Below are 18,772 nucleotides of genomic sequence, written 5' to 3'. Positions count from 1 at the left end.
CATGGGCGACGACGCAGCGAATCCCGCACAGCCCGCGACCAGCCCGAGCCCGGTGCGGTCGCGTGGCCGTGGCGTGCTGAAGGCGCTGGGCTGGGCTGTGGCGCTGCCGGTCGCGCTCGTGATCGGTGCTGCGGCGTGGCTGCTGGGTACGCAGTCGGGCCTGGACGCAGCGATCGCGCTGGCGCAGCGCGTCACCGCTGGCGCGCTGCAGGTGCAGGGCGCGCGCGGCCGTGTGCTCGGCCGCCTGGACATCGAGCGGCTCGACTATCGCTCGCCGGCGCTTGAGCTCGGGCTGAGGGACTTTACGCTCGCCTGGCAGCCCTCGGCGCTGTTGTCGCGCCGGCTGCAGGTCGACGTGCTGAGCGTCGCGCGCGTTGATCTGGGCCAGGTCGTCGCCGAAGATGAGCCTGCGTCTCCGCCGCCGCCGCAGCCGCCGGGCTCGCTCGAGATCCCGCTCGCGGTCGAGATCGCGCGCCTCGCCATCGGCGCGTTCGCGATGCACGAGTTGCCCGCGCCCGGCGCGCCTGAGGGTGTGCTCGAGCAGGCCGCCGAAACCCTGGAACGCGCCGCCGACGCGGCCTCCGACCCCGCCCAGGCTGCGGAGGCGACCACCGAGGTGGCGGCCGAGCAGGGGCTGATCTTCACCGGGCTCGAGGCTGCGCTCGACAGCGATGGCAGGCTGCACCACCTGCGCGAGCTCGTCGTCGATGTGCCGCAGGGCAGGGCGAGGCTGGCGCTGGCATTGGCCGGCGCCTCGCCTTTCAAGCTGGAAGGCGAGGGTGGCTTCGAGGGCGTCATCGAGTCGCGACCGCTGTCGGTGTCGGTCACGCTCGGCAACTCCTTGCTCGAGCCGCAACTGCGCGCCGAAGCGAGCTCCGACGGCCTGCAGGTGCGACTCGAGGCTGCGGCCGAGAGCTTCGCGCCGAATCCCCTGCGCCGCCTGCACCTCGAAGCGGGCGAACTCGACCCGGCCGCCTTCGTCGACGGTGCCCCCACGGCTGCCTTGAGGCTCGTGGCCGAGCTCGCGGCGCCCGCCGACGGCGAAGGCCTGCTTACCGGCCCGCTTCGCCTCGACAACCGCCTCCCGGCGGCGGCCGACGCGGGGGGCATTCCGCTGCAGCACTTCGAAGGTGTGCTCGACTGGCGCGTCGGTCGGATCGCGCTCGACGCGCTCGCCATCCGCCTGCCCGGCGAGGGGCGTATCGACGGCAGCCTCGCCTGGGCGCCGCCGAGCGATGGGGATGATCCGAACGGTTTTGGCCGGGTGGTCGCGGCGCTGGCCCTGGCCGGCATCGACACGCAGGCGCTTGATACCCGGCTGCCGCGCCAGATCGTCGCCGGCCGCGTCGATGCCGAGGCCGATGCTGACCGCCAGAGCGCGCGGATCGGACTCGACGTGGGCGCCGCGCGCATCGACGCCGAGGCCGCGCTCGAGGCGCTCGCGGCAAGCGGGCCGTCAGCCGGGCAGACGAACGACGAGGCCGCGGAGACTGGCCAGACGCCGGGCCAGGCGGCGACGCTCCCGGCGCTGCGCGTCGCCCGGGTGGACGCCCGTATCCGTGGCTTTGATCCGCGCGCCGTTCTACCCGAGGCGCCCAGGGCGCGCCTCGATCTCGATCTCGTGGCCGAGGCCGAGCTGCCCGCCGAAGGCCTGCCGAAGGTCGCCGCGCTCGATTTCACGATCCCGGACAGCGTGCTCGAGGGCTTGCCGCTGAGCGGCGAGGGCCGGGTGCGGCTGCAGGGCGAGCGCTTGCCCGAACTGCGCGTGCGTCTCGACGCGGCGGGCAACACGCTGGCCGCCCAAGGGGCACTCGGGGGGGCGGCGGACACGCTCTCGCTGCGCCTCGATGCGCCGGCGCTGTCCCGGCTCGGCAAGGCGCTCGGCCTCGAGCTCGCCGGCAGGCTGGGAGCCGAAGGGCAGGTGGGCGGGACGGTCGAGGCGCCCAACGGCCAGCTGCAGTTCTTCGGCGAGAAGCTGGTGTTGCCCGGCGACGTGGCGCTGGACGGCGTCAACGGCAGCGTCCGCCTCGAGCGCGGCATCGACGGACCCTTCGCGCTCGCGCTGGGCCTGTCCGGGTTCGGCCCCGCGAGCCCCGGCGCGAACGGCAAGGCGCAGCCCGACTGGCTGGCGGGCGCGCAAGTCGCGGCCGAGGGCTCGCGTGCGCAGCACAGGTTCGAACTCAGCGCGCAGACCCCGGAGCAGGACGAGGTCGCCGACACCCTGCGCCTCGTGCTCCAGGGAGGCGTGCTCGAGGGCGATGCGCCGCGCTGGCGCGGAGAGCTGGCCGCGCTCGAGACCGCCGGGCGCTTTGCGGCCAGGCTGCTCGCCCCGGCACCGTTGTCCCTGGCTGCCGACCGCGTCAGCCTCGGTGCAGCGAATATCGACGCGGGGCAGAAGGGCCGCATCCGCCTTCAGGAAACCACCTGGTCGCCCACGCGCAGCGTGCTGCGTGGCGAGCTGGCCGGGCTGGCGCTCGACCTGCGCCCGCCGCGCGCGGACGGCCGCCCGCGCCGCAACGCCGACCCGCTCACGCTCGGCGCGAAGTGGGATCTGGCGGTCGGGAAGACGCTCGAAGGCGAGGCGCGCGTGTTCCGCGAGTCCGGCGATCTCAGCGTCGAAGGCGAGATCCGCACCCGGCTCGGGCTGGAGGGGCTCGAGGCCGTGTTGCGTGCGCAAGGCGACCGGCTGCGCGTGACGCTCGATGCACGGGGGCGCGAGTTCGGCAGCGTGCAGGCCGAGGCCGGTTTGCGTGCACGACGCGACGCCGACGGCATGTGGAGCGTGCCGCCCGCGACCGCGCTGAGCGGTGCTGCCCGGCTGGATATGCCCTCGATCACCTGGCTCGGCCGCCTGGCGCGTGAGAATGTCGAGACCGCCGGCCGCATCGCCGGTGAGTTCACCCTTGGGGGCACGCTCGAGGCGCCGAGCGCGAGCGGGCGCGTCGAGGGCCGCGAGCTCGCCTTCACCCTCATCGATCAGGGCCTGATCCTCGCCGGCGGCGAGCTCGATCTCGACTTCGACGACGAGCGCGTGCGCCTGGAGCGGCTCGAGTTCGTCTCCGACAACCGTGTGCGCCCGCCGGAGAACCGCATTCCCTTCGAGCGGCTCACCGCCACGCCGGGACGCTTCACCGCGCGCGGTGAGGTGGCGCTTGCCAGTGGCGCAGGCAACTTCCGCTTCGATGCCGACCGTCTGCCGCTGCTGCAGCGCGATGATCGCTGGATGCTGGTCTCGGGTGAGGGCAGCGCGCGCAGCACCTGGACCTCGCTGGTGCTCGACGCGGGCTTCCGTGCGGACGCCGGCTACATCGAGTTCGCCGAATCGCTGCCGCCCAGCCTGTCGGATGACGTGATCGTGCTCAAGGGCGAAGCCCCGGCCGAGGGCGGCGGTGCCTTCACGGTGGATGCCGACGTGCGCGTGGGGTTGGGCGATGCGCTCTACCTGTCGGCAATGGGACTGGAGACCCGGCTTGCGGGTGACCTGCGCATCCGCCTGCAACCGGGGCGGCCGCTGTCGGCGGTGGGCACGATCTCTACGGTAGGCGGCGGCTTTCGAGGTTACGGGCAGAACCTTACCATCGAGCGCGGCCTGATCAACTTTCAGGGACCGCTGGATGCGCCGGGTCTCAACATCGTTGCGCTGCGCAAGGGCCTGGAGGTGGAGGCGGGCGTGTCTGTCACCGGCAGCGCAAAGCGCCCGCAGATCCGCCTCGTGTCCGAGCCCAACGTGCCCGACCCCGCCAAGCTGTCGTGGATCGTGCTCGGGCGCGCACCGGACGCCGGCTCGGGCGCCGATCTCGGCCTGCTGCTGCCGGCGGCGGCCGGCTTACTCGGCGGTCCGGGCGGTGGCATGACCGAGGAACTGTCGCGCAGCCTCGGCTTCGATTCCTTTTCCTTCGGCCAGGGCGAGCTCAACAGCACCAGCCGTGCTGCCTCGAGCCGGGTGGTCGGGAGCGGGTCGACGGTGGCCAGCGGCCCCTCGGTGGCGGGGCAGGTGCTCAGCCTGGGCAAGCGCCTCGGCCCGGACCTGTTCCTGTCCTTCGAGCAGAGCCTGGGCGGTGCGGCGACCCTGGTGAAGCTCACCTACCAGCTTTCGCGCCGCATGTCGGTGATCGCGCGCGGTGGCACTGACACGGCCCTCGACCTGCAGTACGGCTTCTCGTTCCGCTGAAGGCCCGTCGGCTCGCTCCGCATGGAGCCGCGCGAGGTGCAGTCGGGCGGGAACATTCGTGCGTTGGCCGGCTCCCAAGGGGCAACACGATCAAGGAGAACCCGATGAGCCTGCAAACATCACACGCAGCAACGGAATCCGCCATCCTTGGCGGTGGCTGCTTCTGGTGCCTCGAAGCCGTCTTCGACCTCGTCGATGGCGTGGAGGAAGTGGTGCCCGGCTACTGTGGCGGCCACGTCGATGATCCCGGCTATCGCCAGGTGTGCACCGGCACCACCGGCCACGCCGAAGTGGTGAAGATCGACTTCGATCCGTCGGTGGTGAGCTACAGGCGCCTGCTCGAGATCTTCTTCACCATCCACGACCCCACCACGCCCGACCGCCAGGGCAATGACGTCGGTCCGCAGTACCGCTCGGTGATCTTCACCACCCGCGATGCGCAGCGCGACAGCGCGCTTGCCCTGATCGATGAGCTGACCCGCGAGCGCGCGTTTCCCGCGCCCATCGTCACGCAGGTGCTGCCCGCGCCGATGTTCTGGGCGGCGGAGCCCGAGCATCACGACTACTACGCCAACAACAGTCATCAGCCCTACTGCCAGTATGTCGTCGCGCCCAAGGTTGCCAAGTACCGCATGCGCTTCGCCGGCTGATCGCCGCCGCTGCGGCTGTGGTACAGCGGGTAGAATGCGCGCTTCCACCCAAGACAGGAGAACGGTATGACCCAGCAGACGGCCCCCAGCGGCCTCGTCATCGAAGAACTTGAAGTCGGCACCGGCGACACTGCCGTTGCGGGCCGCATGGTCTCGGTGCATTACACCGGCTGGCTCACGGATGGGCGCAAGTTCGACTCGAGCAAGGACCGCAACGACCCGTTCGCCTTTCCGCTCGGTGCCGGCCATGTGATCCGCGGCTGGGACGAGGGCGTGCAGGGCATGCAGGAAGGCGGCAAGCGCAAGCTCACCATCCCGCCCGAGCTCGGCTATGGCGCGCGCGGCGCCGGCGGCGTCATCCCGCCCAACGCCACCCTGGTGTTCGAGGTCGAACTGCTCAAGGTGCTCTGAGCCCGCCATGAAACTTGACCCGGCGCAGCGCCACATCCTGACCTTGCTGCAGAAGGATTCCACGCTGAGCACCCAGGCGCTGGCCGACAAGGTCGGCATGTCTCCCACCCCGTGCTGGCGGCGGGTGCGCGACATGGAGGAGGCGGGTGTGATCCGCGGCTACGTCGCGCTCGTCGACCGGCAGAAGGTGGGCTTGGGCACTTGCGTCTGGGTCAGGGTCAAGCTGAAGCAGCACAGTGCCGACGTGCTCGAACGCTTCGAGAAGGTGGTGAAGGCCTGCGAAGAGGTGGTCGAGTGCTACGAACTGCTCGGCGAGACCGACTGCCTGCTCAAGCTCTACCTGCCGAATCTGGAGGCGCTTTCGGTCTTCATGCACGACTTCCTGCTCAAGATCCCCGAGATCGACGTCACCCACTCGGCGGTGGCGCTGCGCGAGATCAAGAACGAAACGGCCCTGCCGCTGTGAGGCGGGCAGGGCCGTTTCCTTCGATCGCGCCGTGAGGCGCGAGGTCTTACAGGTTGTTCCAGAACACGTAGAGCACGCCCAGCGGCGCTACGTAGCGCGCCAGCACCGTCCACAACGCGAAACCTGTGTCACCGAGGCGCAGTTCGCGCTTCACGCTCGCCTGCTCGAGTTTCCACGCCGCGAACACGATCGCGCCCAGGCCCGCCAGCGGCAGCATGAACTTGCTGGTGACGTAGTCGAGCAGGTCGAAGATGTTGAGCCCGAACAGCTTGACGTCACCCCAGATGTTGAACGACAGCAGCGCGGCGATGCCCAGCGCCCAGATCGTCACGCCGGCCACTACGGTGGCGGTGACGCGATTCATTGGCGTGCGCTCTTCGAGCAGTTCGACCACCGGCTCCAGTAGCGAGATCGACGAGGTCAGCGCGGCGAAGGTCAGCAGCAGGAAGAACAGGCTGCCCAGCACCAGGCCACCGCCCATGTTGCCGAAGGCCAGCGGCAGTGTGACGAACACCAGGCCGGGGCCGGCCGCGGGGTCCAGGCCATTGGCGAACACGATCGGGAAGATCGCCAGGCCGGCGCAGAGCGCGAACACGGTGTCCATGATCACCACGGTGCGCGCGGTACGCAGCAGATTCACGTCCTCGCCTAGGTAGGAGCCGTAGGCCATCATGATCCCCATGCCCAGCGAAAGGGTGAAGAAGGCGTGTCCGAGCGCGGCGAGCAGCACCGAGCCGTCAAGCCTGCTCCAGTCGGGGTTGAACAGATAGGCGACGGCCTGGCCGAACGCGCCAGTCGTCATGCCGTAACCGACCATAACAACCAGGATCAGCGCCAGCGCCGGCATCAGGATCTTGCTGCCCCGCTCCAGGCCGGACGACACGCCCATCGCCACGATGATCACGGTGAGCAGCATGAACACGGTGTGCCAGCTCAGCAGCTCGGCGGGGCTGGCCAGGAAGCCTTCGAAGATCGCGCCAACGCTACCCTTGTCCAGGCCGGTGAAGCTACCGGTGGCGGCGTCGCGGATGTAGGCCAACGCCCAGCCGCCGATCACCGAGTAGAAGGACAGGATCAGGAAGGCCGCAAGCACGCCGACGATGCCGACCACCGCCCAGTTGCGCGTATGCCCGTGCTGCTGCGCGAGCTGCGCCATGGTGTTGATCGGGTTCTTCTGGCCGCGGCGGCCGATCATCCATTCCGACACCAGGATGGGCACGCCGATCAGTGCAATGCACAGCAGGTAAACGAGGACGAAGGCGGCGCCGCCGCTCTGCCCGACCATGTAGGGAAATTTCCAGATGTTGCCGAGGCCGACGGCGGAACCGGTGGCGGCGAGCACGAAGCCCATCCGCGACGACCATTGGGCGTGCGTGGTGGCGCTCATGTCAGCACTCCTTGCGTGCGGTCGGCGCAGGGCGCACCAAGGGGCGTGCGGGGTGGCGCACGTGGCCGGAAGTGGCGGATTGGATCACGGTAGTCTCCTCATTCATGTCGGCGCTCGTGGCGCGGAGGGCAAAAAAGGCCGCAGTGTAGACGCGCCCTTGCCGTTTGTGCGGTGCAGACGTGAGCTGGTTGCGAACCAGATGGCCCTTGTACTTTTTTTCATGCCCGCTGGCGGGGTGGCCGTAGTCGGACGCGGCGAATAGTAAGTGTGATGGGTGGAATAGTTTTTCTTATCTCGGTGCTGCGCAGCCGAAAACAGGAAAATTATTTCCTCCGCGCTCCGTAGCATGCGATGCGTTGTCCGCGGAAACCGGACGAACCACAGAACTCACTACCCAAGGAGACAACGCCTGCCTGTGATCGCTGCGCGCCACCCGCGTGCAGGTGTTCTCCGGCGGCGGTTCACACCACCATGTCGAACACCGTGCCCCCCGTCAGCCTCGACGATAAATACACCCTCAAGTCCGGCCGCGCCTGGATGACCGGCATCCAGGCCCTGGTGCGCCTGCCGATGATGCAGAAGATGCGTGACGAAGCCGCCGGACTCAACACGGCCGGCTTCGTCACCGGCTATCGCGGCTCGCCGCTCGGCAACGTCGACCAGGAGTTCTGGAAGGCGAAGAAATTCCTCGAGCCGATGCAGATCCGCTTTCAGGCCGGGCTGAACGAAGACCTCGCCGCGACCTCGGTGTGGGGCACGCAACAGGTCAACCTGGACCCGAATGCCAAGTACGACGGCGTATTCTCGATCTGGTACGGCAAGGGGCCGGGCGTGGATCGCACCGGCGACGTGTTTCGCCACGCCAACGCCGCAGGGACGTCGAAGCACGGCGGCGTGCTGGTGATCGCCGGCGACGACCACGCCGCAAAGTCCTCGACGCTGCCGCACCAGACCGAGCACGTGTTCAAGGCGCTGATGATGCCGGTGCTCGCGCCTGCCGGTATCCAGGAGTATCTGGAGTACGGCCTGCACGGCTTCGCGCTCTCGCGCTACTCGGGCTGCTGGGTGGCCTTCAAGGCGCTGACTGACACGGTGGAGACGTCCTCGTCGGTGGATATCGACCCCTTCAAGGTGCAGACGCTGATCCCGAGCGTGCAGGACTTCCCGCTGCCTGAGGATGGACTCAATCTCCGCTGGCCCGACCCACCGCTGGTGCAGGAAAAGCGCCTGCTGCACCACAAGCTCTACGCCGCGCTCGCATACTGCCGCCTGAACAATCTCAACCGCACCATCATCGACAGCCCAAATGCCAGGCTGGGCATCATCACCAGCGGCAAGAGTTACCTCGACGTGCGCCAGGCGCTGGACGACCTCGGCATCGACGAGACGAAGGCGGCCGCTATCGGCCTGCGCCTGTACAAGGTCGGCATGGTGTGGCCGCTGGAAGCGGAAGGCGTGCGCAAGTTCGCCGAAGGGCTGGATGAGATTCTGGTGATCGAGGAGAAGCGCCAGTTCCTCGAGTACCAGCTCAAGGAGGAACTCTACAACTGGAAGGACGAGGTGCGCCCGCGTGTCATTGGCAAGTTCGACGAGAAGGGGGAGTGGAGCCTGCCGCACGCGGAGTGGCTGCTGCCCGCCGCGGGTGAGCTCACGCCCGCGATGATCGCCCGCGCCATCGCCGGCCGCATCGCCCGCTTCTACACCTCCGACCGCATCAAGGCGCGGCTCGCCTTCATCGAAGCCAAGGAGGACGCGCTTGCCAAGCCGCGGCTGTCCATCCAGCGCGTGCCGCACTACTGCTCGGGCTGTCCGCACAACACCTCGACCAAGGTGCCCGAGGGCTCACGCGCGATTGCCGGCATCGGCTGTCACTACATGGCGACCTGGCTGTCGCCCGAGCACACCCAGACCTTCTGCCAGATGGGCGGCGAGGGCGTGCCCTGGATTGGCCAGGCGCCGTTTACCAGCACGCCGCATGTGTTCGCCAACCTCGGCGACGGCACCTACATGCACTCGGGCATCCTCGCCATCCGCGCGGCGGTGGCGGCGAAGGTGAACATCACCTACAAGATTCTCTACAACGACGCGGTGGCGATGACGGGCGGCCAGCCGCACGACGGCACGCTGTCGGTGCCGATCATCGCCCGCCAGCTGCTTGCCGAGGGCGTGGGCACCGTGGTGGTGGTCAATGACGGCACGCCGCGCGCCTATGGTCCGGCCGACCTGCCGCACGGCGTCGGCGTGCGCCACCGCGACGAACTCGATGCCGTGCAGCGTGAACTGCGCACGGTGCCGGCGGTGACCGCAATCATCTACGACCAGACCTGCGCCGCCGAGAAGCGCCGCCGCCGCAAGCGCGGCAAGTTCCCCGACCCGGCCAAGCGCGTGGTCATCAACGACCATGTGTGCGAAGGCTGCGGCGACTGCAGCGACAAGTCGAACTGCATGTCGGTGGGCGCGGTGGAGACCGAATTCGGCCGCAAGCGCTTCATCGACCAGAGCTCGTGCAACAAGGACTATTCCTGCGTGAAGGGCTTTTGCCCGAGCTTCGTCACCATAGAGGGCGGCAAGCTGAGAAAGGGCAAAGCCAGCGGCGCGCGCGCACTCGGCGGCCGTCTTGCGGGCGAACTCCCCGAGCCGCAGCTGCCGTCCACCTCCGCGCCCTGGGGCATCCTGATCACCGGCGTTGGCGGCACCGGCGTGGTGACGATCGGCGCGCTGCTGGGCATGGCCGCCCACCTCGAAGGCAAGGGCATCTCGGTGCTCGACATGGCGGGCCTGGCGCAGAAGGGTGGCGCAGTGTGGTCGCATGTGCGCATCGCCGACCGCCAGGAATTGCTCCATGCCGCGCGCGTCGCCGCCGGCGAGGCCAACGCGGTGATCGGCTGCGACCTGGTGGTGGCGGCCAGCGACGAGTCGCTCGCCAAGATGCAGCACGGCCTCACCCGCGTCGTCATCAACCGCGACCAGACCAACACCAGCGAGTTCGTGCGCGGTTTCGCCGCCCAGGCGCGCAGCGGCAACGTCAGCGCCAACCCGGACCCGCAGTTCCCGGCGGCCTCGATGGAAGCGCAGATCGTCGATGCGGTCGGTGCGGACAAGGCCGAGTTCCTCGACGCCACCCGCATCGCCACCGACCTGCTCGGCGACTCGATCGCCACCAACCTGTTCATGCTCGGCTATGCCTGGCAGCGCGGCCTGGTGCCGTTGTCGCGGCAGGCGATCGAGCGTGCGATCGAGATCAACGGCGCCGCGGTCGAGGCCAACAAGGCCGCCTTCCTGTGGGGCCGGCGCGCGGCGTTGGATCTGAAGGCGGTGATTGAGGCGGCCAAGCCGCAGTTCGGCACGCCGGAACACCACAAGCTCTCGACCAGCGTCGACGAGGTGATCGCCCGCCGCAAGGCCCAGCTCACGGACTACCAGAACGCCGCCTACGCCAAGCGCTACGCGAAGCTGGTCGAGCGCGTGCGTGCCGCGGAAGCGAAGCTCGCGCCCGGCATCACCCTGCTGACCGAGGCGGTCGCGCGGGGCTACCACAAGCTGCTTGCCTACAAGGATGAGTACGAGGTCGCGCGCCTGTACACCGACACCGACTTCCTCAAGCGTGTCGAGGAGCAGTTCGAGGGCGACTACACGCTCGTCTTCCACCTCGCCCCGCCCACCCTGGCGGACAAGGACCCGCAGACCGGCGAATTGAAGAAGAAGGCCTACGGCCCCTGGATGCTCAAAGCGATGGGAACGCTGGCGAAGTTCCGTCACCTGCGTGGCTCGATGCTCGACCCCTTCGCCCGCAGCCACGATCGTAGGCTCGACCGCGAGCTGATTGCCGACTACGAGCGCGTGGTTGAGGAGATCATCACGAACCTCGATCACAGTAACCACGAAGCGGCGATCGAGCTGGCTGCCATCCCCGACCAGATCCGTGGCTATGGCCACGTGCGCGAGCGCTACCTCGCCAGCGCCCGCAAGCGCCAGGCTGCCCTGCTCGAGGATTTCCGCCACCGCCGCCCGCCCAGCGCCCCGCTCGCAACCAAGGCGCGCAAGACCATCGCCATCATCCCCGGCTGAAGATCAATGGGGTCTGACCCCATTGATCCGACCCGTCGATTCAGAGCACCGCGTTTCACGCCCTGCCTGCCTGCCCCGGCCTGCCACGAGCAGCGCCGGGCGGGACGGCGCATACCCACGTTCCCACAAGGAAGGAGACACAGCATGGCCGTATTTTCCCTGAGCGACTTCGCCGACCACGAGCAGGTGGTCTTCGTCAGCGACGACAAGAGTGGACTGAAGGCGATCATCGCCGTCCACAATTCCAACCTCGGCCCCGCGCTCGGCGGTTGCCGTATGTGGCCGTATGCCAGCGAGGACGAGGCGATCCGCGACGTGCTGCGCCTGTCGCGCGGCATGACCTACAAGTCGGCGATGGCCAACCTCAAGCTCGGCGGCGGCAAGTCGGTGATCATCGGCAACCCGCGCACGCACAAGACGCCCGAGCTTCTGGCCGCCTTCGCACGCGCGCTCGAGCAGTTGAACGGCCGCTACATCGCCGCCGAGGACTCCGGCACCAGCGTCGCCGACATGAAGTACATGACGCAATTCACCCAGCACGTCGCCGGCATCCACGACAAGCCCTCGGACGAGGGCACGCGCAGCGGTGACCCGTCGCCCGCCACCGCCTACGGCACCTTCATCGGCATCCAGGCTGCGGTGAGGGAGCGCCTCGGCCGCGATTCGCTCGACGGCCTGCGCGTCGCCGTGCAGGGCGTGGGCAACGTCGGCTTCGATCTCGTCCGCCAGCTCAAGGAGGCCGGCGCCCAGCTGTGGGTTACCGACATCCATCGCGAGCCGCTCGTGCAGGCCGGCCGCGAGCTTGGCGCCACGGTGGTCGCGCCGGAGGAGATCTTCAGCCTCGACGTCGATGTCTTTGCCCCCTGCGCGCTCGGTGCCATCCTCAACGACAGCACCATCCCGCAGCTGAAGGCGAAGATCGTCGCCGGCGCCGCCAACAACCAGCTCGCCGAAGCCCGCCACGGCCTCGAGCTGATGAAGCGCGGCATCCTGTATGCGCCCGACTATGTCATCAATGCCGGCGGCATCATCGACGTCTATCACGAGCGCATCGGCTTCGACCGCAGCGCGCTGCTCAAGCATATCGAGGGCATCCATGACAATCTGATGGAGGTCTTCGAGCGCGCGCGCAAGGAAGAGCGGCCAACCGGCGAGGTGGCGGACGCCATCGCCGAGGAGCGCTTCAAGCGCTGAGCGGGGCAGGGGCGCCGTGCATCGGGCGCCCCTGTGTCGACCGACTCTCGGTCCGCCGGACCTGCCGTGGACTCGGCGCTTGGCCCGGCGGCCGGCAGGATCAGTCGGAAGCGCTAATGCGAATGGCTTGCGCGTTCGTTCGCATCCTTCCTTGCCTTTCTGGTTCTGCTGCTTATAGTGAATCTAAAGTCCCGGTCGCCTTGGCCGGGTCGTCAAGGTGGCGAGCGGCGGGCAGTCACACCCCAACACGGTCCCCGCGCCAGATCTCACACACGTACTCAGGGAGCCCGCAGACCTTCATTTGCGCTTTTCCGGCGGCATCACACCCATAACGATAAGAGGGGGTCGGCAGTGAGACACCATTCATCCGGGTTGAGGCAAGCAAGGACGTATCTGAACCATCCCACGGCCGCAGCCACGCTGCTCGCGGCCAGTTTCCCGGCGGGCGCGCAGGAAGCCCGCTTCAACATGACGCGCGGCGCCACAGAGATCAGCCAGCAGGTCTTCGACCTGCACATGACGATCTTCTACATCTGCGTCGCCATCGCGCTGGTCGTATTCAGCCTGATGTTCTGGTCCATCGTGCATCACCGCAAGTCCAAGGGGGCGGTGCCGGCACAGTTCCACGGCAGCATGAAGATCGAGATCCTGTGGACCGCAATCCCGGTGCTGATCCTGGTGGCGATGGCGGTGCCGGCCACGCGCACGCTGGTCGCAATGGAGGACGTCTCGGCTGCCGAACTCACCGTGCTGGTCACCGGCTCGCAGTGGAAGTGGCACTACAAGTACCTCGACTACCCGATCGAGTACTACTCGGTTCTCGCCACCCCGCGCGCGCAGATCGCCAATGAGGCTGACAAGGCCCCCGACTACCTGATGGCGGTGGACAAGCCGCTGGTGCTGCCCACCGGCAAGAAGGTGCGCTTCCTGCTCACCGCCGACGACGTGATCCATTCGTGGTGGGTGCCCGACTTCGCAATCAAGAAGGACGCCGTGCCCGGCTTCATCAACGAGACCTGGACGCGGGTCGACAAGCCGGGCCTGTATTACGGCAAGTGTGCCGAGCTGTGCGGCCGCGACCACGGCTTCATGCCGGTGGCGGTCGATGTGAAGACCCCCGAGGACTTCGAGGCCTGGGCGGCGCAGCAGGTCGCGGCCGCCGAGCAGGCGAAGGCCGAGGCCGCGACCGCCGGCCCGATGGCGATGGACGAGCTGATGGCGCTCGGCCAGGAGGTCTACGACCGCGCCTGCGTGGCCTGTCACCAGCCCAACGGCGAGGGCCTGGCCGGCGTGTTTCCAGGCCTGAAGGGCAGCGCGATCGCTACCGGCGACCCCGCCGCGCACATCCACATCGTGCTGTTCGGCAAGGCTGGCACCGCGATGCAGGCCTTCGGCAAGCAGCTGAGCGCGAAGGAACTCGCCGCCGTGATCACCTACGAGCGCAACGCCTGGGGCAACGCCAAGGGCGACATGGTGCAGCCAGCCGATGTTGCGGCCGCGATCGAGAAGGGGGAGTAAGCGATGAGCACCCAGATCACAGGCACCCTGGACGCGCACGGCGCTGCAGGTCACGCGCATGACCACGACCACAAGCCGCGCGGTCTCGCGCGCTGGCTGTTCAGCACCAACCACAAGGACATCGGCACGCTCTACCTGCTGTTCTCGCTGACCATGCTGTTCATCGGCGGCAGCCTGGCGATGGTGATCCGCGCCGAGCTGTTCCAGCCCGGGCTTCAGTTCGTCGATCCGCACTTCTTCAACCAGATGACCACGGTGCACGGCCTGGTGATGGTGTTCGGCGCGGTGATGCCGGCCTTCGTCGGCCTGGCCAACTGGATGATTCCGCTGATGATCGGCGCGCCCGACATGGCGCTGCCGCGGGTGAATAACTGGAGCTTCTGGATCCTGCCGTGCGCGTTCACGATCCTGCTTTCCACGCTGTTCATGGAGGGCGGCGCGCCGGCGGCGGGGTGGACCTTCTACGCGCCGCTGTCGACCACCTACAGCGGCGACTCCACCGCCTTCTTCGTGCTCGCGGTGCACCTGATGGGCGTGTCCTCGATCACGGGTGCGATCAACGTCATCGTCACCATCTGGAACATGCGCGCGCCTGGCATGGGCTGGATGAAGCTGCCGCTCTTCGTGTGGACCTGGCTGATCACCGCCTTCCTGCTCATCGCGGTGATGCCGGTGCTGGCCGGCGTGGTCACCATGGTGCTCACCGACAAGTACTTCGGAACCAGCTTCTTCGATGCCGCGGGCGGCGGCGACCCGGTGATGTTCCAGCATATCTTCTGGTTCTTCGGCCACCCGGAGGTGTACATCATGATCCTCCCGGCCTTCGGCATCGTATCCAGCATCATTCCCACCTTCGCCCGCAAGCCGCTGTTCGGCTACGAGTCGATGGTGGTGGCCACCGCAAGCATCGCCTTCTTGTCCTTCATCGTCTGGGGCCACCACATGTTCACCACCGGCATGCCGGTGGTGGCCGAGCTGTTCTTCATGTACGCCACCATGCTGATCGCCGTGCCCACCGGGGTGAAGGTGTTCAACTGGGTGGCGACGATGTGGCGCGGCTCGATGAGCTTCGAGGTGCCGATGATGTTCTCGCTCGCCTTCATCGTGCTGTTCACGATCGGCGGCTTCTCCGGCCTGATGCTGGCCATCATCCCGGCCGACTTCCAGTACCAGGACACCTACTTCGTCGTCGCCCACTTCCACTACGTGCTGGTGACCGGCGCGGTGTTCGGCATCATCGCCGCGGTGTACTACTGGATTCCGAAGTGGACCGGCGTGATGTACAACGAGCGCCTCGCCCAGGTGCATTTCTGGTGCTCGCTGGTTTCGGTGAACATGCTGTTCTTCCCGATGCACTTCGTCGGCCTGGCCGGCATGCCGCGCCGCATCCCCGACTACGCGCTGCAGTTCGCCGACCTCAACGCCTTCATGAGCATCGGTGGCTTCCTTTTCGGCCTGTCGCAGTTGCTGTTCGTGTGGGGCGTGGTGCGCTGCATGCGCGGCATCGGCGACAAGGCGACCGACCAGGTGTGGGAAGGCGCGCAGGGGCTGGAGTGGGAAGTGCCGTCGCCCGCGCCGTACCACACCTTCGACACCCCGCCGGTCGTGAAGTAAGCGCACGGCGGCGCAGGGAGGACGTGCAATGTCTGCCCACCGTAGCCTGATCAACAAGCTGCTGTTTGCCTGCGTGGCGATGTTCGCCTTCGGCTTTGCACTCGTGCCGCTGTACGACGTGTTCTGCGACATCACCGGCATCAACGGCAAGACCGACAAGGTTGCCGCCGCGGCCCCGGACCGCATCGACCGCGGGCGCGAGATCACGGTCGAGTTCCTCGCCACCCATGATCCGGCCGTGGCGGTGGACTTCGCGCCGCAGACCGCGCGCATCCAGCTCAATCCGGGCGACCTGCAGGTGGTCGAGTTCATGGTCGAGAACCGCAGCGACCAGCCGATCGTCACCACCGCCGTGCCTTCCGTGTCGCCCGGCGAGGCGGCCCGCCACTTCATGAAGATCGAATGCTTCTGCTTTCAGGAGCAGCCGCTGGCGCCGGGCGAGCGCAAGTCCATGCCGGTGCAGTTCTACGTCGATCCGGCGCTACCTGCGCGCTTCAAGACAATGACTTTGTCTTACCGCCTGTATCGCAGCGTGGGCCAGGCCGCGAGTCGCTGAAGTCATGCGGCCCGGGCGCAGGCTGCGCTCGGGCCCGCAGCAAGGGAGGGGCAACATGACCACGACCACGCATGAGAAGTACTACGTGCCGCACGACAGCGCCTGGCCGATCGTCGGCGCGCTCGCGCTGCTGCTGATCGGCTATGGCGCGGCGCTGTGGCTCAGCCAGCTCGACCAGCCCGACGCGCGCAGCGGCCCCTGGGTGCTCGCCGCGGGCGTGGCCCTGCTGGTGGTGACGCTGTTCGGCTGGTTCGGCAAGGTCATCGACGAATCCCAGCGCGGGCTGTATTCCGCCCAGCTCGACCGCTCGTTCCGCCAGTGCATGAGCTGGTTCATCTTCTCCGAGGTCATGTTCTTCCTCGCCTTCTTCGGTGCGCTGTTCTATGCGCGCATGGTGTCGGTGCCCTGGCTCGATGGCGCCAGCAACAACGCCATGACCGCAGAGATCCTGTGGCCGGATTTCGAGGCCGCGTGGCCGCTGTTGAAGAGCCCCGGCGGCACCGAGACCCAGGCCATGCCGTGGTCGGGCCTGCCGCTGTGGAACACGCTGATCCTGCTCGCCTCGTCGGTGACGCTGCAGGTGGCCCACGTGGCGATCGAGCAGGGCAATCGGCTGCGCCTGAAGCTCTTCCTGGCGATCACCGTGCTGCTCGGGGTGAGCTTCCTGTTCCTGCAGGGCTACGAGTACATGCACGCCTACGACGACCTGGGCCTGCGCCTGGACTCGGGCGTGTATGGCAACACCTTCTACCTGCTCACCGGCTTCCATGGCCTGCACGTCACCATCGGCGCGCTGATCCTGCTGGTGATGCTGCTGCGGATCGTGATCAAGGACCACTTCACCGCCGAGCACCACTTCGGCTTCCAGGCTGCGGCCTGGTACTGGCACTTCGTGGATGTGGTGTGGTTGAACCTGTTCATCTTCGTCTATGTGCTGTGAGGCTGGAGCGATGCGGGCAGGCGATCGAGATGGGCGGGTTCAGTACGGGCGGGCTCAGTACGGTCGGGCGTTGGGCGTGATCACCCCGGTGGCGAGCAGCGCCAGCAGCAGCGCCATCACCGCGACCGAGAACGCGAGGCGGCGGCCGAGGTGTTTCGACATCCGGGTGCTGCTGTCGCCGCCCTTCAGCATCACGAACAGCGCCCGGAACAGGCTGATGACGACCAGCGCGAGCAGCGCCACGATCACGAGCTTGAGGGCGAGCGAGCTGGTCATGAAAATTCTCCGGCGGGTGGCGAGGTATGGCGATGAAGGTTAGCGCGTTCGGCCACTGCTGGGTGCTGCGCTGGCCGTGGGTGCTCGCGGTGCTGGCGGTCGCCGCGGTGCCCGTGGGGCTATCAGTGTGGCAGTGGCAGCGTGGCGAGGACAAGCTGGCGACGCTGGCCCGCATCGCGCAGTGGGAGCGCGAGGGCGCGGTGGGCCTGGCGCGGCTGGCGGAACTGCATGCGCCTGTGGGACGCGAGGCGGCCGGTGTGGCCACCGCGCGCACCACCCCAGCGCAGAGCGGCGATTCGACCCGCACGCTGGTCGAAGACCGGGCGGCGCAGGGCGTGCCGGTCACGCTCGATGGCATGCAGCTCGACTTTGAAGCGCGCTGGATCGCGCCCATGGTATGGCTGGTGGATAACCGCATCGTCGAACGCCAGCCCGGTTACGACGTGGTGATCGCGGTCGAAGACGTCGCCGATGCGCGCGCCGCGGGCAGCAGCGGCGCGGCGCCGCGTGCGGCGCTGGTCAATCTGGGCTGGATCGCGGCCGAGGGCGGGCGTGATGCGCTGCCGCTGCCGGCGATCCCGTCGCAGCTGCGCGTGCAGGGCATCTTCCGCACCGACGTCACCGGCCTCTTGCTCGGTGCCAACGTCGAGGACCACGGGCGCTGGCCGATGCGCATCCAGCAGGCTGGCCCGGCGCAACTCGCGGGCTGGCTGGCGGTGCCGCTGGCGCCCGGGCTGATCTACCAGCAGCAGGGCTCGCCCTTCCACGTCCATTACCGGCCGGTGGTGCTGCCACCCGAGCGCCACCGCGGCTACGCGCTGCAGTGGGGTCTGATCGCGCTGGCGGTGATCGGCGTCGCGCTCGCCGCCAGCGCGCGCCGGTTGCCCGCCGCCTCTCGGGAGATCGCTCATGAGCAGTCGTAAGTTTCTCAGCCTGTTCCTGCTCTGCGCCTTGGTGCCGCTGGCGGCGGCATGGGCAAGTTTGCGCTTTGGTTGGTTTGCCGCCGCGCCGACCGTCAATCATGGCGAGTGGCTGACGCAGGAGCTGCGGCTGCTGCCCGCGCCTGCGCAAGGGGGCGGGCAGTGGCATCTGGTCTATGTGCCCGCGGGTGAGAGCGAGCGGGCGTGTTCCGACGGGCGCGAGGCGCCCAGCCAGCTAGCTGTCGACGGTGCCCCGACGACCCCGGCGGTCGCGCCGGCCACGCGCTGCGAGCAGGCGCTGCTGATCCTGCAGCAACTCCACGCCGGCCTCGGCCGCAAGCAGGCGCGGGTGCAGGCGCTGGTGCTGGCGACCTCTGACCCTGCGGCGCGGGCGCGGTATCCGCATGTCGAATGGCAAGCCGCGCAGGTCAACGATGCCGCGCTCCAGGGGCGCATCGTGCTGGTCGATCCGCGCGGCCTGGCGCTGCTGCGCTATGCGGTCGAGCTGGGGGTGGAGCAGGCGCAGCGGGTGGTGGGCGACATTCGCAGCGACCTGCTGCGGCTTATGAACTACGACCGCAGCGGGGTATGACAACGTGGA

14 protein-coding genes are annotated in these 18,772 nt (G+C 68.1%); 12 read left to right on the top strand and 2 right to left on the bottom strand.

Annotated features, from left to right (window positions below):
- The first annotated feature begins 1 nt into the window (after position 1).
- The 4 genes from ACNKW1_RS13670 (at position 2) to ACNKW1_RS13655 (ending at position 5,698) form a co-directional block, all read left to right on the top strand.
- Entirely contained in the window at positions 2-4,171 is a 4,170-nt protein-coding gene (locus ACNKW1_RS13670; RefSeq protein WP_418365149.1) for a translocation/assembly module TamB domain-containing protein, read from the top strand.
- Between the two features lie 104 nt (positions 4,172-4,275).
- Positions 4,276-4,821, top strand: coding sequence for a peptide-methionine (S)-S-oxide reductase MsrA (gene msrA, locus ACNKW1_RS13665; protein WP_418365148.1), 546 nt, complete (start codon positions 4,276-4,278; stop codon positions 4,819-4,821).
- Positions 4,822-4,887: 66 nt separating this feature from the next.
- Positions 4,888-5,232 carry an FKBP-type peptidyl-prolyl cis-trans isomerase gene (locus ACNKW1_RS13660; protein ID WP_418365147.1) on the top strand — a complete coding sequence of 115 codons (345 nt, stop codon included), beginning with the start codon at positions 4,888-4,890 and terminating at the stop codon, positions 5,230-5,232.
- A 7-nt stretch (positions 5,233-5,239) separates the two neighbouring features.
- On the top strand, positions 5,240-5,698 hold the full coding sequence (locus ACNKW1_RS13655; protein ID WP_418365146.1) for an Lrp/AsnC family transcriptional regulator: 459 nt from the start codon (positions 5,240-5,242) through the stop codon (positions 5,696-5,698).
- A 46-nt stretch (positions 5,699-5,744) separates the two neighbouring features.
- Here ACNKW1_RS13655 and ACNKW1_RS13650 read toward each other — a convergent pair whose 3' ends face one another.
- A complete protein-coding gene (locus tag ACNKW1_RS13650) occupies positions 5,745-7,085 on the bottom strand; it encodes a sodium-dependent transporter (RefSeq protein ID WP_418365145.1) in 1,341 nt (446 codons plus the stop codon).
- Between the two features lie 471 nt (positions 7,086-7,556).
- Here ACNKW1_RS13650 and ACNKW1_RS13645 point away from each other — a divergent pair, with 471 nt between their 5' ends.
- From ACNKW1_RS13645 to ACNKW1_RS13620, 6 genes are all read left to right on the top strand, one after another.
- The gene (locus ACNKW1_RS13645) at positions 7,557-11,153 is read left to right on the top strand and encodes an indolepyruvate ferredoxin oxidoreductase family protein (RefSeq protein ID WP_418365144.1); all 3,597 of its coding nucleotides are present in this window, start codon (positions 7,557-7,559) and stop codon (positions 11,151-11,153) included.
- Between the two features lie 144 nt (positions 11,154-11,297).
- Complete coding sequence (locus ACNKW1_RS13640; RefSeq protein WP_418365143.1) at positions 11,298-12,347, top strand: Glu/Leu/Phe/Val dehydrogenase dimerization domain-containing protein; 1,050 nt, start codon at positions 11,298-11,300, stop codon at positions 12,345-12,347.
- Positions 12,348-12,719: 372 nt separating this feature from the next.
- Complete coding sequence (gene coxB, locus ACNKW1_RS13635; RefSeq protein WP_418365142.1) at positions 12,720-13,865, top strand: cytochrome c oxidase subunit II; 1,146 nt, start codon at positions 12,720-12,722, stop codon at positions 13,863-13,865.
- Between the two features lie 3 nt (positions 13,866-13,868).
- On the top strand, positions 13,869-15,479 hold the full coding sequence (gene ctaD / locus ACNKW1_RS13630) for a cytochrome c oxidase subunit I (RefSeq protein ID WP_418365141.1): 1,611 nt from the start codon (positions 13,869-13,871) through the stop codon (positions 15,477-15,479).
- Positions 15,480-15,507: 28 nt separating this feature from the next.
- The gene (locus ACNKW1_RS13625) at positions 15,508-16,035 is read left to right on the top strand and encodes a cytochrome c oxidase assembly protein (protein ID WP_418365140.1); all 528 of its coding nucleotides are present in this window, start codon (positions 15,508-15,510) and stop codon (positions 16,033-16,035) included.
- Positions 16,036-16,090: 55 nt separating this feature from the next.
- Positions 16,091-16,975 (top strand): cytochrome c oxidase subunit 3, encoded by an 885-nt coding sequence (locus ACNKW1_RS13620; protein WP_418365139.1) that lies wholly within the window; start codon positions 16,091-16,093, stop codon positions 16,973-16,975.
- Between the two features lie 54 nt (positions 16,976-17,029).
- Here the strand turns inward: ACNKW1_RS13620 and ACNKW1_RS13615 are convergent, their stop codons facing one another.
- A complete protein-coding gene (locus ACNKW1_RS13615; protein ID WP_418365138.1) occupies positions 17,030-17,251 on the bottom strand; it encodes a DUF2909 domain-containing protein in 222 nt (73 codons plus the stop codon).
- 32 nt (positions 17,252-17,283) lie between these two features.
- Between ACNKW1_RS13615 and ACNKW1_RS13610 the strand changes: the two genes are divergently transcribed.
- Positions 17,284-18,174 carry an SURF1 family protein gene (locus ACNKW1_RS13610; protein ID WP_418365137.1) on the top strand — a complete coding sequence of 297 codons (891 nt, stop codon included), beginning with the start codon at positions 17,284-17,286 and terminating at the stop codon, positions 18,172-18,174.
- Complete coding sequence (locus ACNKW1_RS13605; protein WP_418365136.1) at positions 18,161-18,763, top strand: hypothetical protein; 603 nt, start codon at positions 18,161-18,163, stop codon at positions 18,761-18,763. The genes ACNKW1_RS13610 and ACNKW1_RS13605 overlap by 14 nt, the downstream gene beginning before the upstream one ends.
- Positions 18,764-18,772: the final 9 nt, after the last annotated feature.

This window comes from Thauera sp. WH-2 (assembly GCF_048321015.1).
Lineage (GTDB): Bacteria > Pseudomonadota > Gammaproteobacteria > Burkholderiales > Rhodocyclaceae > Thauera.
Note: the sequence above shows the minus strand (reverse complement) of the source record. Positions and strands in the feature narration are given on the sequence as shown.

Coding starts and splice junctions, on each gene's coding strand:
- ACNKW1_RS13670 (WP_418365149.1), top strand. CDS start 2: ATGGGCGACGACGCAGCGAATCCCGCACAGCCCGCGACCAGCCCGAGC.
- msrA (WP_418365148.1), top strand. CDS start 4,276: ATGAGCCTGCAAACATCACACGCAGCAACGGAATCCGCCATCCTTGGC.
- ACNKW1_RS13660 (WP_418365147.1), top strand. CDS start 4,888: ATGACCCAGCAGACGGCCCCCAGCGGCCTCGTCATCGAAGAACTTGAA.
- ACNKW1_RS13655 (WP_418365146.1), top strand. CDS start 5,240: ATGAAACTTGACCCGGCGCAGCGCCACATCCTGACCTTGCTGCAGAAG.
- ACNKW1_RS13650 (WP_418365145.1), bottom strand. CDS start 7,085: ATGAGCGCCACCACGCACGCCCAATGGTCGTCGCGGATGGGCTTCGTG.
- ACNKW1_RS13645 (WP_418365144.1), top strand. CDS start 7,557: ATGTCGAACACCGTGCCCCCCGTCAGCCTCGACGATAAATACACCCTC.
- ACNKW1_RS13640 (WP_418365143.1), top strand. CDS start 11,298: ATGGCCGTATTTTCCCTGAGCGACTTCGCCGACCACGAGCAGGTGGTC.
- ctaD (WP_418365141.1), top strand. CDS start 13,869: ATGAGCACCCAGATCACAGGCACCCTGGACGCGCACGGCGCTGCAGGT.
- ACNKW1_RS13625 (WP_418365140.1), top strand. CDS start 15,508: ATGTCTGCCCACCGTAGCCTGATCAACAAGCTGCTGTTTGCCTGCGTG.
- ACNKW1_RS13620 (WP_418365139.1), top strand. CDS start 16,091: ATGACCACGACCACGCATGAGAAGTACTACGTGCCGCACGACAGCGCC.
- ACNKW1_RS13615 (WP_418365138.1), bottom strand. CDS start 17,251: ATGACCAGCTCGCTCGCCCTCAAGCTCGTGATCGTGGCGCTGCTCGCG.
- ACNKW1_RS13610 (WP_418365137.1), top strand. CDS start 17,284: ATGAAGGTTAGCGCGTTCGGCCACTGCTGGGTGCTGCGCTGGCCGTGG.
- ACNKW1_RS13605 (WP_418365136.1), top strand. CDS start 18,161: ATGAGCAGTCGTAAGTTTCTCAGCCTGTTCCTGCTCTGCGCCTTGGTG.